This window comes from Pseudomonas bijieensis (assembly GCF_013347965.1).
GTDB lineage: Bacteria > Pseudomonadota > Gammaproteobacteria > Pseudomonadales > Pseudomonadaceae > Aquipseudomonas > Aquipseudomonas bijieensis.
Genome location: NZ_CP048810.1, coordinates 3,648,120 through 3,662,758 on the forward strand (window position 1 = coordinate 3,648,120; position 14,639 = coordinate 3,662,758).

Below are 14,639 nucleotides of genomic sequence, written 5' to 3' on the forward strand. Positions count from 1 at the left end.
AGACGCGGCGGCCACTCTCTCACCACAAAAAACCTCATACCCCTGGCCAAAATTGCTGTGTACTCGATCGATCATTGACGTAACACCACGCGCGCCTCCAGCACACGATCACGCGCTTCCAGGGTCAACGACTGCAGTGCCGCGCCCTCCTGCTCACGTTGATCCAACCAATGAAGCAACGAATTGGCATCGCCACTGACGACGAGCCGCAACGAATCGCCGTCGACCTCCATCTCTGCAATGTCCAACCCCGCCGCGCTTGCACTGTCATTGACGCGCACCGACAAGGGTCGTGTCGCGGTGGTCAGATCCTGGGGGGGGTCGGCGCGCTGGATTCGGGCGTGCAGCTCAGCCTGTTGGCGATACTGCCGCTCGGCAACTTCCAGCCGTTGCCGGGTCGGTTGCCAAATCGAGGTGTAGGCCACGACCACCAGCAACAGCCCGGCCAGGCCCAGCAACAATTGTTGCTCACGGCGTGACACCCTCCCCCAGGCCTGGATCAAGCGATTGAAGTTCATCAACTGTTCTCCAGCGTGAGCGTGGCCTGCACTCGGTTGTTCTGTTTGCTGGCACTGCCCAGGGTAACTGGCAGTCCGGTTTGCTGCCCGCGTTCGCGCAGTTGCTCAAGCTCGACGAAGCTGTTGGCGGTCAGCTGGATTTTCCAACCTTCGTCCTCACGAAAATCGACGCGTTGCACTTCGACGTTGCTCGCGCCAATGACCTGCTCCGTCAGACGGACCAGGCGCGCAGCCTGGGTGTCCTGACTTTGCCCACGACGACTCTGCAACGCCTGGAACTGCGCCGCCAGGTCGACGATGCGGGTTTGCTCGGGATACAGCGACCTGAATCGCTGCTCGTCCTGGGTGTACAGATAACGAGTTTCGCCTTCAAGAAATCGTATGCGAGCCTCGCTGAACGCCCAGGTGAGCAATAACAATCCCGACGCAGCAACCGCCACGCCACGCCACGGCAAAGGCTGACGACGTCGACGAAACTCGCCCTGCAACAGGTCGATGGGATGTCCGCCAGCGCTGAGCAGCCACTCATCGATACCTTCGCGATCGCGTCCCTCGTCCAGCCAGTGAATGTCCTCGGGCAAGTCAGGCTTGAGCGTTGCCAGGGCCCGGGGCGACAGCGACACCCGCGCCGGCAACGCCCCGCCCAACAGCCAGCGACCGAACCAACGCACGGCAAAAGCCTTGTCATCGGGAAGCAGGTCGGCATCGACATGCATCGCACGTACATCGAAGCCTTGCGCGGCCAGCAGCGCCAGCAATGCCTGGAACCGGCTTCGCTCGGTCACCATCAGCGGGTAGCGCTGCTGACGATCCCGCGCGCCGACGCTGATGTGCAACGTCTCCAGATTTTCACTCAACTGTTCTTCGATGGCGAATGCTAGGGCCTGGGGTCGCGGCTGGCGCCGTGACGGCCACGGATCGCTGCGCAGCCAGCTGCACATTTCCATCGGCAACAGCACGTCGACGACTCGCCCGTGCAACTCGCGGGCGGCTTCATGCAAGGGCAGGCAGCGTCGTTCGCCCGTGGGCGACCACACACAACACGGCCAGTTGGCGCAAAGCGCCTCCATACCGTCGGCCGTCAGGTAAAGCCAGGTTTTCATCTAAGGGTGCTCGCTGAGGCTGATGGGTAAAAAACGACGCTGAGTCACCGTCCAGCGTCCGCTAACGGGATCGCGCTCAATGTCCGAGGCCAGGCGCAGACGGCTGCCGGCACGGGCCACGCTCACGGTGATTCGAAACCAGCGGCTACTCACGCCCAGGCCATGGCTGCCAATGCCCAACCCGGACAACAGCGGGTCATTGGTAAAAGCCTGCACGCTAGCGTATGGCGCGTGGCGGCGCTGGTTGATCAACGTTTTGGCCGGCCCATCCTCCATACCGTCCAGGCTCATCAACACTGGCAGCGGGGCGGTATTGATATTCAACAGGGCCTCCCTGGGTAGCAACACCACCCAAGGCTCCAGGCGCCGCAGCGTCTGGCCGTCGATGCCCGGCAACAGACGCAGTTGACTCAACTCCTGCACCGAGCCGACCTGGGGCAATGCCAGCGTGGGTAAATCCAGCAACGCCAACAATCGCGTCCAACGACCGAGCGTGACTTGATCGGTTTGACCCTGGGCCAGCAGCGCGTTGAGGTTCAGGCGCCCGGCCAGATCCTCTATATCGATGTGAACCTCGGCGTCTTCCATTTCGAATGCAGGTTTGAGCCGGGCCCAATCCTGGCTCAGGTCTACCGGCCCGGACGAAGTGATCGCGCTATCTTCCAACACTGCCTGCGCCCAGGCTTCAGCGGCCAACCCCAACTGACGCAGCTGGACCTGCTGCAACTGCTGCGCGCTGCTCTGCAACAGCAGGCGATGACTGCGCAACAGGCCGGCGGTGAGCAGCAGCGCCAGGCTCAGGACCAACAGCACACTGATCAGCGCCACGCCCCGTTGTCGCTTCACGGCAACGCCCCAGGCAACAGCAGCACGCGACGGATCTGCTGGAAACGCCCCGTGGAAATCACCAGTTCCAGCGCCAGTGGCGCGTTGCCGCGCACGGTTTCGCCGTGCCAGCCCCGCTGCGCGTCGAACACACGCCAACTCAGGCTACGTACGTCCTCGAGCAATTTCTGCTGTTGCACGCTGACCGGCCCTTCACCACGACTGTCGCGCCACAACACCGCACCCTCGAGTCGATAGTTCACCGTTTGCCGCTCGCTACGTGGCTGGTCCAGTGGATTGGCCCAATGGCTGCGCTGCAATTGCAGGCGCCCTGACGCGAGCCCGATGGAACCGGCAACGGCCTGCCACACATCCCGTTCGATCACCCCCACCGCACGTTGCAAGACCCTGACTTCACGCTCATGTTGACCGGTGCCCTGCTGGGTACGCACGACACTGTCGAACAGGCGCCAACTGGCCAGGCCAAGCAGGGCAAAAATGGCGATAGCGATGACCAGCTCCAACAAGGTGAAGCCCGACTGTCTATTCATGACGGTTGCGGATCCATCCGGTGGTGCGGTGCACGGCAGCTGGGCTGCCGGCCCGGCTGACCTGGATCTCGACCTGGAGCAGACGCGGGTCGCGGGCCGGGGCGACACGCTGGTGCAAGAGCCAATCGCGCTGATCCAGGCGTCGGGCCAGGCCCTGTGCGCCAAGTGGCGTAGCGCCTTGCAGACGGAGCTCGCTGAGTTGGTTGTCCGCTAGCCAGGCGCCGAACAGACGATCCTCGAGCCCGGCGCTTTGCTTGAGCACGAACTGGCTGGCCGACAGCACCGCAGCCGCCAACGTGGCGAAAATCGCCAGCGCGACCATGATTTCCAACAGCGTGAATCCCTGGCAATCGGCGGCCAGCCTGCGAGCGTCAGCCATCGATCAGCGGCTCCGCCAAGCCATCACTCACGACCTGGGAAATCGTCTGGCCGGCAACTTTGACGAACAATCTGAACGGACTGATCTCATCACTGCTGAGCATCAGCAACTGTGGCGGGCCTTGGGCATCATCGAGCGCCAGGACATGGCCGTCCTGCTCCAGTCCAAACGTCAGGCTTTCAGGCAGCCGATGCGACGCCGACACCGCTGTCCACCCCAGGGACTCGAGGCGCAACGCCTGATAGCCGCGAGGCTGTACGCGCACCCCATACTCCAGCCCATCCAACACCGCGCGTTCGCGCAACTGCTGCACCACACGGATGAAGTCCTGGGCTTGCTGCCGGGCCTCACGCGCCGGGCTCGGACCGAGAGCCAGACTGACCATGCCCATCACGACTCCGATCAACACAATGACGACCATCAGTTCCAGCAAGGTGAAGCCCCGAGAATGACCGCCCATGTTCACTCGGCCCAATTGCCGATATCGGCGGCGAAGCCCTCGCCGCCCGGCGCGCCATCGGCGCCCAGCGAGTACAGGTCATAGCCGCCATCGAGTGACTTGAGGCCAGGGTTGAGAAACTGGTAGGGCGTGCCCCAGGGATCGACCGGCAGGCTTTTCAAATAACCCTGAGGGTTCCAGTTCTTTGCCACGGGCGTACCGGCCGGACGCTTGCTCAGCGCCTCCAGGCCTTGCTGGGTCGAAGGGTAATGAGCGTTGTCGAGACGGTACATTTCCAGGGCCGTGGCTATCGCCTGGATATCGGTGCGCGCGGCGGTGACCTTGGCTTGGTCGGGCCGGCTCATGAACTGCGGCACGACGATGGCGCCGAGAATGCCGATGATGACCACCACCACCATGATTTCGATCAGGGTGAAGCCGCGCTGAGGACGTGCCGGTCGGTTGCTGTGGAGTTTCATGGGTCAATTCACCAATTGGTTGAGGCTCAAGATAGGAAGCAGAATGGCCATGACGATCAGCAGCACGACGCCGCCCATCAGCACCAACATGGCCGGTTCGAAAAGGCTCACCACCAGCGCGATGCGCGCTGCGAGGCTGGCCTCCTGTTGTTCGGCGGCGCGGGCCAACATGCTGTCGAGTTCGCCGGCACGTTCGCCGCTGGCAATCATGTGCAGCATCAGCGGCGGGATATCCCCGCCGAGCTCCAGGCCACGGGTCAGGGTCCCGCCCTCGCGCACCGAACGAGCGACGTCGGCCATGCGTGCGCGAATGGTCAGGTTGCCGATCACCTGCGCGGCGATGTGCAAGGCGTCCACCAAAGGCACCGAACTCTTGCTCAGGATCGCCAGGGTGCTGGCGAAGCGGGCCGCTTCCATCGCCCGCAGCACCTCACCCAACAACGGCAACCTGAGCAACAAGCGATGCCAACGCAGACGCCACGACGGCTGGCGCAGGCTCCAGCGCCACAGCCCGAGCAGCCCGGCCAGGGCCCCGAGCAGCAGCAGGCCGTAGCGACGCAAGCCGTCGCTCACCGCGATCAGCGCCTGGGTCAGCCAAGGCAACGGCTGGCCACTGTCGACGAAAATCTTCACCACATCCGGCACCACGTAGCCCAACAGGAACGCGACAATCGCGACACAGGCCAACATCAGGATCAGCGGGTACACCAACGCCAGTTGAATGCGCTGGCGCGATGCCTGGCGCGCCTGGGTGTAGGTCGCCAGTTGCTCCAGCACCTGGCCCAAATGGCCGGATTGCTCACCCGCGGCAACGGTGGCGCAAAACAGCTCGGGGAAGGCCTGGGGAAATGCCCTCAGCGCCGTCGCCAAGGCGTGGCCTTCCATCACCCGGCTGCGCACCGCCGACAGCAAGTGGACGACTCGCCGCTTCTGGCTCTGTTGCGCCACGGCCCCCAAGGCTTCCTCAAGGGGCAGGCCGGCCTGGATCAAGGTGGAAAGCTGCAACGTCAGCAACGCCAGGTCAGCCGGGCTCAAACGTCCCCCCGAAGGCCGGAAGCCGATGGTTCGCGACTCCCCGGCTTCACGCAACTCGCTGGGCAGCAAGCCGCGCTCGCGCAACAACTGACGGGCATGCCGGGGGCTGTCGCTTTCCACACGGCCCTTGCAGCGGCGACCCTGGGCATCTTCGGCCCGGTAGTCGAAGGTCGGCATGGCGCTAATCCTCCTGGGTGATGCGCAGCAGTTCATCGACGCTGGTCAGGCCTTCGAGAACCCGCTGGCGCCCGTCCTGGAACAGACTGCGGGAGCTCTTGCGCGCCTCAGAGGCCAACGCCTGCTCGGTGGCCCCCTGGTGAATCAACTGCGACAACGCAGCACTGACGTTCACCAGTTCGTAAATGCCGATGCGCCCGCGATAACCTTTCTGGCATTGATCGCAGCCCTGGGCCTTGAACAGCCGTGGCGCGGCACCGGCCTCAAGGCCCAGGCGCAGACAAGTGGCGGCGTCGGCCACATAAGGTGTCTTGCAGCATGGGCACAAGGTGCGCAACAAGCGCTGGGCGACGATGCCGGCCAGGGACGAGGCCAGCAGATAGGCATCCACCCCCATGTCCATCAGCCGCGTGACCGCGCCGACGGCGGTATTAGTGTGCAGGGTCGAGAGCACCAGGTGCCCGGTCAGGGACGCCTGGACGGCGATTTCGGCGGTCTCGCGGTCACGGATTTCACCGACCATCACCACGTCCGGATCCTGGCGCAAAATAGCCCGCAGGCCGCGAGCAAAGGTCATGTCGACTTTCGGATTGACCGGCATCTGGCCGATGCCCGGCAGGTGATATTCGATCGGATCTTCGACGGTGAGGATGTTGCGGCTCTGGTCATTGATGCTGCTCAACGCCGCGTACAGGCTGGTGGTTTTGCCCGAGCCCGTGGGCCCGGTGACCAACACGATGCCGTGGGGTTTGCCGAGCAATTGGCGCAACCCGGCCAGGGTGTCGTCGGGCAGGCCCAGGCGTTGCAGGTCCAGGCGTCCGGCCTGCTTGTCGAGCAGACGCAACACCACGCGCTCGCCATGGGCCGACGGCAAGGTCGAGACCCGCACATCGACTTCGTGCCCGGCCAGCCGCAAGGCCATTCGCCCGTCCTGGGGCACGCGCTTTTCGGCGATATCCAAACGGGCCATGACCTTGATCCGCGACACCAGCAGGTTCGCCAGCTCCCGGCGCGGACGGAGCATTTCCTGCAACTGACCGTCGATGCGCATGCGCACCGACAGGTATTGCTCGAACGTTTCCAGGTGCACGTCCGAGGCGTGTTCGCGGACCGCCTCGCTGAGCAGGGCATTGATCAGCCGGATGATCGGCGCATCACCTTGTTGCTCCAGCAAGTCGGTGGTCTGCGGCATCTGGTCGGCCAGGCTGAGCAGGTCCAGCTCCTCGTCCAGGCCCTGGGCCACCTGCTCGGCGGCACTCTGGCCCTGGCGATAGACGTTGGCCAGGCGCGCGGCGAACGACGCCGGCTCCAGCACCTGGATGGGCAAATCCCGACCGCACAGGCGCCGTACTTCCCCCAAGGCGGTCAGGGGCGTGTCACCGCGCATCACCAAGGTCAAGGTCGGCCCCGTGCCTTCGAGCAGCACGCCGAAACGCCTGGCGAAGCCAAAGGGCAACGGGGCCTGTGGGTCCGTCACAGGGCCCCCGAACGCTGTTGCGGATCGGCCGTGTCCGTGGATGAGTCGAACAACTGGCGGGCATCCCGGGGCAACAACAGCGAGTTGTTTTTCCGCGAGCCCGGTTTGCTCAGGTCCCGGAGCGCGTCGTAGCGTTGGCGGCTGACCTCGGCCAGGTCTTCGTTGCTGCGCACAATGGTCGGGCGCAGGAACACCATCAGGTTGCTTTTGGTCTGGGTGTCGCGGTTCCAGCGAAACAACGCGCCCAGGTACGGAATACTGCGCAGCAAAGGAACACCGCTTTGCTGGGTGCGGACGCTGTCGCGGATCAGCCCGCCGATCACGATGATCTCACCATCGTCCGCCAGGATCGTGCTCTTCAAGGCGCGCTTGTTGGTGATCAGGTCAGAGGAATCCACACCGGAGACCGATGGCGCGATGTCCGAGACTTCCTGCTCCACTTCCAGGCGCAAGGTCGAGCCCTCATTGATGTAGGGCTTGACCTTGAGGCTGATGCCGACGTCCTTGCGCTCCACGGTGGTGAACGGATTGTCCGCACCGTTGCCGCTGGTGGCGTAGGAACCCGTTTTGAACGGGACGTTCTGGCCGACGATGATTTCCGCTTCCTGGTTATCCAGGGTCAGCAGGCTGGGGGTGGACAGCAGGTTGCTGTGGGCATTGCTCGCCAGTGCCGAGACCAGCGCACTGAAGCGATCGCTGCCCAGGCGCAGGAACGCGCCTTCGGTCTTTTTATCGAGCTTATTGAGGTCCAACCCGATGATCGGGATGTCGGTTCCCGGAAAATTGATGGCCCCTGTCGCGCTGCCGCTCTCCAGCCCCCACTGCACCCCCAGCGCTTCGGAAATATCGCCGGTGACCTCGACGATGGCCGCATGAATGAGCACCTGAGCCCGGGGTTGGTCCAATTCACGGACGATGTTCTCGATGATGCGAACCTGAGCAGGTTCGGCGATCAGCACGAGGGCATTCTGGCTTTCATCGGCCTTGATCATGAACGAGCTGGCGGCGGCAGTTTCCCGCAAGCCGGTCAGTGCTGGTGTAGTTTTCTTATCCTGGCCGACAGCCTCCAGCACCTCGGCCAGTTGCTTGGCATCGCTATGGCGCAGGCGGATAACCCGGGCGTTGTCCTGAGAGGCGGCGGCCGGGACGTCGAGGGTCCGGGCCAGATCGACCAGGCGCTGGCGCACCGCCGGCGCGCCGATGATCACCAACCGATTGCTACGGGCATCGGCGATCACCAGGCCCGCCGTATCGCCATCGCGCTTGCCGCCAGAGGTTTCCATCAACGGCGCGATATCCCCAGCCTGGGCATGCCGCAACCGCACCACCACATGATTGCGGTTGCGCCCTGAGTCCAGCTGTCGAACCACGTCGGCGATGCGCTGGACATTGGCGGCGGTGTCGGTAACCACCAAGGCATTGGACGATACCGAAGGGCCGACGTAACCATTGCCCGACACCAGGGGCCGGATCAACCCGGCGACGTCGGCGGCGATACTCGATTGCAGGTCGAGGACCCGGGTGACGAACTGCGACGGCGTGGCGCTTTTGGCATCGGCGATTCCGGCCCGCGTCTTGGCATCGCTGACCGGGGTAATGAGGATCCGCTCGCCTTCGTCGATCACGGTGAAGTTATGTGCATCGAGTACCGAATAGAACAACCGACGCACACCCTCGCGGTCCAGCGCCTGGCGGGACATGACTGTAATGCGCCCTGACACCCGGGGATCGAGCACCACGGTCTTGCCCAGGATCGCGGAGAATTCCTCGACCACGTCGCGCAGTTCCGCATTGTTCATCGCCAGTTGCCATTGGGCCTCCTCGGCCCGCAGCGCACTGGGGAACATCAGCGGGCAGGCCGCGGCAAGGCAGAACAGGACGCATGACACACGGCCTCGGATAAAGCTGTTCATGATTCGATCACTCTGATTGCCCGGCCACCGGGCGTAGGTATTGCGAGGAATGAAGCGTGGCATGGCGCCCGTCTTCGAGATCCAGCCGGCGCAGCAAGGGCTTGACCGCTTGCTGCAAGGCCAACCGCTCTTCACGGCCGTTGCGCCACAACGTCACATGGCTGGCCTCGACCCGGCGCAGCACGCTGCCACCGGGCAAGCGCTCGCCCACCTGGTAAATGCGCGGGCCGGCGGCATCCGCCAGCAATGCCCGCGACAAGCCTTCGCCGGCGACAAAACTGGCCTGCAACGTAATCGGTTCGGCGCTTGGCGCCTGGGCACCTTCAGGCGCCAGGCCGAGCACGGTCGCCACGGCTTGGACGTTGGGCAAGTCGCGAGCCGGCGCCGCCGGCGAGTCCACCACCACTGGCACGTCACGGCCCAATGCATGGCGAAAACGCCATTCCTGCCCGGCCAGCAATACCCCGTAGAGCAGCGGCACGAGCACCAGCACCAGCCTCGGCAGACGGCTGTCGACCCGAAACGACAGGCTCACCGTTGCGCTCGCTCAAGCGTGCCCGCAGGCTTGGCAAAGGACATTCGCCGCACCACTCTGCGCCCGGAAAACTCATGCCAGAGCACCGCGCACAGGTGCAGCGCGACGAGCATCGAAAGCACCACGCAAGACAGGGTGTGGACGGTGTTGGCCAGCTCGATCAACGTCGGATCAGCCAATGGCTGGGGGAAGCGAACAAGGCCGAAGACACTGATGGCGCTTTTCATCATCAGCACGCCGGTCACCAGCACGACGCCGATGACCAGGTAGATCAGCGCATGCACCGCCGAGGCCAGCCTCTTGCTCCCTGAAAGCGCCGTCCCGCGCGGCTCCAGTTCGTAAAAAAACAGCCAGGCCCGCCACACGAAAAACGGAATGAACAGCGTGGTCAGCGACACATTGAGTGACCCAACCCACTGTTCGGTCGAAGCTGGCACCGGATTGAACGCCACATAAAAACCGGACGCCAACGCCCATAAGATAATGACCGCCGACAGCCAGTGCAGCAGCACCCGGCGCCTGGAGTAATGGATAGACATCACTGCGCACTCGTCTGAAGGCCCCAGGCAACCCGTGTGGATCGCCTGGGACCATGCCTGTCAGGACTTACAGCTTGTCCCAGGCGCTTTGCCAGGAGGCACCGACACCCGGTTCGAAACCGTTCGACGTCGGGCTGTACTGTTTGCAGTAGCCAGACGCAGGGAACGGCTTGCACTCGAAGACTTCGTCAGTCTTGGGCTGCAGCACTTTCGTGCCTACGGTGTAGTCGCTGATGCCTTCCGGGAACACGAAGTCGTACTCGATGCCGGCGCCTTCGCCAGTCAGGGTGACGGCTTGGGTATCCTGGCGAGTGGTGCGTCCGTCTTCGGTGGTCCCCACCAGCGTCAGGGTGTGGGCGCCGGGGGCGCTGCGCACATCCAGGTTCAGGCCGGTGCTGCCTTCACCCACAGTCTGGCTCACGGCACCGACCTGTTTGTTCTTCTCATCGAACAGCGTGGCTTCAAGGTTCATCCGGCGGTTTGCCTGCGCAGTGAACGCCATGCTGATCCGACCTTTGTCGAGGACGTACTCTGGTTGCAGGGAGGAAATCTCCATGCTGGCGCTGGCGTCTTCCTGCATGTCCAGTTGCACTTCATAGCGATTCACACCGCTTTCTTTCTGGGCGTACAGGCTGTTGGCGCCCTTGACCGGCGTGATATTGCCCTCATCATCACGAATACCGGCACGAATCAGGGCATGGGCGTTGTTGATGGCTTCGGCCAGTTTGAACGACCAGTTCTCAGCCTTGCCTTCCTCGGCGTTGTCGATGCTGATTTCTACGCTGTACTGGGCATTTTCGCCGGTGGCGGTGAATGCCCGGGCCTTGACCTTGTCACCCACCAGCAGCTGGGTCGATGGCGCAATGCTGCCCACCGCCGACCAGCCGCCCGGCAACGCGGCTTCGGCGAGGATGTTTACATCGACCGGGTCGTAGAACGCGTTATCGGTGTCGCCTACTGTCCAGACGGCCAGGATGACGTGATGACCCGACTTGCTGTCAGGAATGACGCAGTTATGCGGGGCACCGCCTACCGGCACTTGATTGCCACCTTCCACCGTACAGAACGGCGCGCTGTCGAACGAGGCACGCTTGAGCGCTTCGTTCGGGTTCCAACCGTCGCGGGTAATGAAGTATTCGTGTTTGGTCGCCGGGTGCGCGGCGGAGTATTGCCATTGAAAGGTAATGTCCCGGTCCCTGATTTCAGTCAGGTGCCAGCGCGAAGCCGATTGCGCATCGAGGGCAGAGAACCGGGCAATGCCGCCACTGGCGATTTTACCGTCGATAGGGCCTTGCAGCGGCGCACCACCTGCACCATTCGGGAAGCCCTTGAAGGTTTCACCGGTACTCTGCGGTTCGTATTGCGCGCCACCGCACTGTTGGTTGACACCTTTCTGGCACAACAGCGCACGGGAAGGCGGCACTTCGACGAAACCGTGGGCAAACACACCCTGGGACGCCACCATCGCCGACAACAGAACTAACGACGAAGCACACCCCGTTAACACACTGTTCTTCTTGAAGTTGTTGTTCATATAAATTCCAGACTACTCATCGAGATTGAAAAGACGTATCACCGTCATCTTGAAAGGTGCGCTGGGTCGTTCAGCGCTGAACCTGACAAGCGCCGAACCTTATAGAAAGTTGAATATTTCCTATGTAGGAAAAATCTCTCAAAACAGAAGGAATGATCTCTGAAGCCATTTCTATTACATAGTTCGAGAAACTTCTTACGAATAGAAATAACTATCAAACAAACACAAACAGATACTTCATACAAAACAACTAACGAGTTTCACATTGAGCCGAATAAACAACCGGGCAAAAAAAAGCCTGTCCGGCACGGGTCCGGACAGGCTGGGTGACACAGGGTGGCGATTACGGGTGATATTGCGCCGACAACTCATGTACCGCCCGCAGGAAGGCACCGGCGTGTTCCGGGTCGACTTCCGGGGTAATGCCATGGCCGAGGTTGAACACATGGCCGCTGCCGCTGCCGTAGCTGGCCAGGATGCGTCCGACTTCAGCGCGAATCGCTTCGGGCTTGGCGTAAAGCACGGTCGGGTCCATGTTGCCTTGCAGGGCGACCTTGTGACCGACACGCTCGCGGGCGTTGCCAATGTCGCAGGTCCAGTCCAGGCCCAGGGCGTCGGCGCCGGCATCGGCGATGCTTTCCAGCCACAGGCCGCCGTTCTTGGTGAACAGGATCACCGGGACTTTACGACCTTCATGCTCGCGGATCAGGCCACTGACGATCTTGCGCATGTAGGCCAGGGAAAACTCCTGGTACGCTGCCGCCGACAGGTTGCCGCCCCAGGTGTCGAAGATCTGCACCGCTTGCGCACCGGCCAGGATCTGGCCGTTGAGGTAGGACGTGACCGATTGGGCCAGCTTGTCCAGCAACAGGTGCATGGCTTGCGGGTTGTCGTAGAGCATCGCCTTGGTCTTGCGGAAGTCCTTCGACGAACCGCCTTCGACCATGTAGGTGGCCAGGGTCCAAGGGCTGCCGGAGAAACCGATCAGCGGCACGCGACCGTTGAGTTCACGGCGAATGGTGCTGACCGCGTCCATGACGTAACCCAGGTCCTTCTGCGGATCGGGAATCGGCAGGGCCTCGATATCAGCCAGGGTGCTGATGACTTTCTTGAAGCGCGGACCTTCGCCGGTCTCGAAGTACAGGCCCTGGCCCATGGCATCGGGAATGGTCAGGATGTCGGAGAACAGGATCGCCGCGTCCAGTTGCGGATAGCGATCCAGCGGCTGCAGCGTGACTTCACAGGCGAACTGGGGGTTCATGCACAGGCTCATGAAGTCACCGGCCTTGGCGCGGCTGGCGCGGTACTCCGGCAGGTAGCGACCGGCCTGGCGCATCATCCATACGGGGGTGACGTCCACGGGTTGCTTGAGCAGGGCGCGAAGGAAACGATCGTTCTTCAGGGCAGTCATGTCGGCATCCGGAAAAAAAGTGCGGGCATTTTCTCAGAGCGCGACGCAAAAGGCACGGCAAGAGCCGTGCCTTTTATCTATCGGGGCAATTTGTCGCGGTGCAACTCGATCTGCTTAACACTGCAAAATGACTGTGGGAGGCATTTTTGTGGGAGCAAGGCTTGCCCGCGATGAAAACACTGCGGTCTCCTGGGTACCGAGGCGCCTGAATCGCGAGCAAGCTTTGCTCCCACAAAGCTCGCTCCCACAGGTTTACTCCATTGCAACTCTGGATCGAGGTCAGACTTGCAGGTAATCCAGAATCCCTTCCGCCGCATTGCGGCCTTCGAAGATCGCTGTCACCACCAGGTCGGAACCCCGGACCATGTCGCCACCGGCGAAGATCTTCGGGTTGCTGGTCTGGTGCTTGTACTGGCCCTGTTCCGGGGCCACGACGCGGCCCTGGCTATCGGTCTGGATGCTGAACTGCTCGAACCACGGTGCCGGGCTCGGGCGGAAGCCGAAGGCGATGACCACGGCATCGGCCGGGATGATCTCTTCGGAACCGGGGATCGGCTCGGGGCTGCGGCGGCCACGGGCGTCCGGTTCGCCGAGACGGGTCTCGACCACCTTCACGCCTTCGACCTTGTCTTCACCGACAATGGCGATCGGCTGGCGGTTGTAGAGGAACTTCACGCCTTCTTCCTTGGCGTTCTTCACCTCTTTGCGCGAGCCGGGCATGTTCGCTTCGTCACGACGGTAGGCGCAGGTCACCGACTTGGCGCCCTGGCGAATCGAGGTGCGGTTGCAGTCCATCGCCGTGTCACCACCGCCGAGCACCACGACCTTCTTGCCTTTCATGTCGACGAAATCTTCCGGCGACTTTTCAAAGCCAAGGTTGCGGTTGACGTTGGCGATCAGGAAGTCGAGGGCGTCATAGACGCCTGGCAGGTCCTCGCCGGCGAAGCCGCCCTTCATGTAGGTGTAGGTGCCCATGCCCATGAATACCGCATCGTATTCTTCGAGCAGTTGCTCCATGGTCACGTCCTTGCCCACCTCGGTGTTCAGGCGGAACTCGATGCCCATGCCGGTGAAGACTTCGCGACGATTGCTCAGCACGGTCTTTTCCAGCTTGAACTCGGGAATACCGAAGGTCAGCAGGCCGCCGATTTCCGGGTTCTTGTCGAACACCACCGGAGTCACGCCACCACGCACCAACACGTCGGCACAACCCAGGCCCGCCGGGCCGGCACCGATGATCGCCACACGCTTGCCGGTCGGCTTGACCTTGGACATGTCCGGGCGCCAGCCCATGGCGAACGCGGTGTCGGTGATGTACTTCTCCACCGAACCGATGGTCACCGCGCCAAAACCGTCGTTGAGGGTGCAGGCACCTTCACACAGGCGATCCTGCGGGCACACCCGGCCGCAGACTTCCGGCAGGGTGTTGGTCTGGTGGGACAGCTCGGCGGCCTGGAGGATGTTGCCCTCGGCCACCAGTTTCAGCCAGTTGGGAATGAAGTTGTGCACCGGGCACTTCCATTCGCAATACGGGTTACCGCAACCCAGGCAGCGATGGGCCTGGTCGGCCGACTGCTGGGGTTTGAAAGGCTCGTAGATTTCCACGAACTCTTTCTTGCGTTGACGCAACAGTTTCTTCTTCGGATCCTTGCGCCCGACATCGATGAACTGGAAGTCGTTATTCAGACGTTCAGCCATTGTTAAAACCTCATCAAACTCTTCAG

15 protein-coding genes are annotated in these 14,639 nt (G+C 62.5%); all 15 read right to left on the reverse strand.

Going from position 1 to position 14,639, the window contains the following annotated elements; all coding sequences use genetic code 11:
* Nucleotides 1–71: 71 nt before the first annotated feature.
* The 15 genes from gspM to GN234_RS16025 all read right to left on the reverse strand — a co-directional run bounded on the left by gspM (nt 72) and on the right by GN234_RS16025 (nt 14,613).
* Nucleotides 72–518 carry a type II secretion system protein GspM gene (gspM, locus tag GN234_RS15955; protein WP_176688752.1) on the reverse strand — a complete coding sequence of 149 codons (447 nt, stop codon included), beginning with the start codon at nt 516–518 and terminating at the stop codon, nt 72–74.
* Entirely contained in the window at nt 518–1,621 is a 1,104-nt protein-coding gene (gene gspL / locus GN234_RS15960; RefSeq protein ID WP_176688753.1) for a type II secretion system protein GspL, read from the reverse strand. Before gspL ends, gspM begins: the two co-directional genes overlap by 1 nt.
* The gene (locus GN234_RS15965) at nt 1,622–2,467 is read right to left on the reverse strand and encodes a type II secretion system protein GspK (RefSeq protein ID WP_176688754.1); all 846 of its coding nucleotides are present in this window, start codon (nt 2,465–2,467) and stop codon (nt 1,622–1,624) included.
* Nucleotides 2,464–2,997, reverse strand: a complete 534-nt coding sequence (locus tag GN234_RS15970) for a type II secretion system protein GspJ (protein WP_109752055.1) — start codon at nt 2,995–2,997, stop codon at nt 2,464–2,466. The genes GN234_RS15965 and GN234_RS15970 overlap by 4 nt, the downstream gene beginning before the upstream one ends.
* Nucleotides 2,990–3,376 carry a type II secretion system minor pseudopilin GspI gene (gspI, locus tag GN234_RS15975; protein ID WP_109752054.1) on the reverse strand — a complete coding sequence of 129 codons (387 nt, stop codon included), beginning with the start codon at nt 3,374–3,376 and terminating at the stop codon, nt 2,990–2,992. Before gspI ends, GN234_RS15970 begins: the two co-directional genes overlap by 8 nt.
* Nucleotides 3,369–3,836 (reverse strand): type II secretion system minor pseudopilin GspH, encoded by a 468-nt coding sequence (gene gspH / locus GN234_RS15980; protein ID WP_109752053.1) that lies wholly within the window; start codon nt 3,834–3,836, stop codon nt 3,369–3,371. The genes gspI and gspH overlap by 8 nt, the downstream gene beginning before the upstream one ends.
* Before the next feature lie 2 nt (nt 3,837–3,838).
* Nucleotides 3,839–4,294, reverse strand: a complete 456-nt coding sequence (gene gspG / locus GN234_RS15985) for a type II secretion system major pseudopilin GspG (protein ID WP_109752052.1) — start codon at nt 4,292–4,294, stop codon at nt 3,839–3,841.
* A 3-nt stretch (nt 4,295–4,297) separates the two neighbouring features.
* On the reverse strand, nt 4,298–5,506 hold the full coding sequence (gspF, locus tag GN234_RS15990) for a type II secretion system inner membrane protein GspF (protein ID WP_109752051.1): 1,209 nt from the start codon (nt 5,504–5,506) through the stop codon (nt 4,298–4,300).
* A gap of 4 nt (nt 5,507–5,510) precedes the next feature.
* Nucleotides 5,511–6,983 (reverse strand): type II secretion system ATPase GspE, encoded by a 1,473-nt coding sequence (gspE, locus tag GN234_RS15995; protein ID WP_176688755.1) that lies wholly within the window; start codon nt 6,981–6,983, stop codon nt 5,511–5,513.
* Nucleotides 6,980–8,896: a type II secretion system secretin GspD gene (gene gspD, locus GN234_RS16000; RefSeq protein WP_176688756.1), complete on the reverse strand. Its 1,917-nt coding sequence runs from the start codon at nt 8,894–8,896 to the stop codon at nt 6,980–6,982. The genes gspE and gspD overlap by 4 nt, the downstream gene beginning before the upstream one ends.
* A 7-nt stretch (nt 8,897–8,903) precedes the next feature.
* Nucleotides 8,904–9,431, reverse strand: coding sequence for a type II secretion system protein N (locus tag GN234_RS16005; RefSeq protein WP_116833992.1), 528 nt, complete (start codon nt 9,429–9,431; stop codon nt 8,904–8,906).
* A complete protein-coding gene (locus GN234_RS16010) occupies nt 9,428–9,970 on the reverse strand; it encodes a cytochrome b (RefSeq protein WP_163855644.1) in 543 nt (180 codons plus the stop codon). Before GN234_RS16010 ends, GN234_RS16005 begins: the two co-directional genes overlap by 4 nt.
* Before the next feature lie 67 nt (nt 9,971–10,037).
* On the reverse strand, nt 10,038–11,504 hold the full coding sequence (gene gbpA, locus GN234_RS16015) for an N-acetylglucosamine-binding protein GbpA (protein WP_176688757.1): 1,467 nt from the start codon (nt 11,502–11,504) through the stop codon (nt 10,038–10,040).
* Between the two features lie 343 nt (nt 11,505–11,847).
* Nucleotides 11,848–12,915 (reverse strand): uroporphyrinogen decarboxylase, encoded by a 1,068-nt coding sequence (gene hemE / locus GN234_RS16020; protein ID WP_116833989.1) that lies wholly within the window; start codon nt 12,913–12,915, stop codon nt 11,848–11,850.
* A 279-nt stretch (nt 12,916–13,194) separates the two neighbouring features.
* The gene (locus tag GN234_RS16025; protein WP_003196992.1) at nt 13,195–14,613 is read right to left on the reverse strand and encodes an FAD-dependent oxidoreductase; all 1,419 of its coding nucleotides are present in this window, start codon (nt 14,611–14,613) and stop codon (nt 13,195–13,197) included.
* Nucleotides 14,614–14,639: the final 26 nt, after the last annotated feature.